The sequence below is a fragment of the Paenibacillus sp. 2TAB26 genome (assembly GCF_052115145.1).
Taxonomy (GTDB): domain Bacteria; phylum Bacillota; class Bacilli; order Paenibacillales; family Paenibacillaceae; genus Pristimantibacillus.
On the sequence record NZ_JBFRGC010000104.1, the window covers coordinates 1 to 453 of the forward strand.

Consider the following 453-nt stretch of genomic DNA (forward strand, 5'->3'; position numbering starts at 1 on the left):
GCACAGTGTCGATCCGCACGTGTTGCGGCAGTTCCTGCTGGAAGACCTCGATCCCGACTTCGCGGGAAGCGTCCGCGATGGCGACATCCTCGTGGCAGGGCACAACTTCGGCTGTGGCTCCGCCATGGAACTGGGCGACGGCTTGATACGGTTCAGGCGTTCAGCAATGAGGGGCATGATCAGAGCGGTTGTGGGTTGATGGGACCGGGTACGGAACCCGGCCGGGATGGCTTGAGGAACTGGCGGTGCTGCCGCAGGTACGGCACCAGGCCGCCAGCTTCGCGGATGGTCAGGACGACATCGGGCACAGGCTCGCACGCAATCACATGCGCGCCCTCGGCGCCGACGTGCAACGTGGCCTGCGCGCCGGCAAGCCGCAGCGAGAGCGGCGCGCCTTCCGGCACGGCCTCGGTATCGGCGGTATCGGCGGTAATCAGCAGCAGGCCGTTATTC

Annotated in this window: 1 protein-coding gene and 1 pseudogene; one reads left to right on the top strand and one right to left on the bottom strand. The window is 66.4% G+C overall.

Annotated features, from left to right (window positions below):
- Positions 1-199: pseudogene (locus AB4Z50_RS36055) on the top strand (hypothetical protein); the annotation flags it as partial.
- Here AB4Z50_RS36055 and AB4Z50_RS36060 read toward each other — a convergent pair.
- Positions 180-453: hypothetical protein (locus AB4Z50_RS36060; RefSeq protein WP_441887301.1), on the bottom strand; the 274-nt coding region annotated here is incomplete at its 5' end. The pseudogene AB4Z50_RS36055 and the gene AB4Z50_RS36060 sit on opposite strands and share 20 nt — an antisense overlap.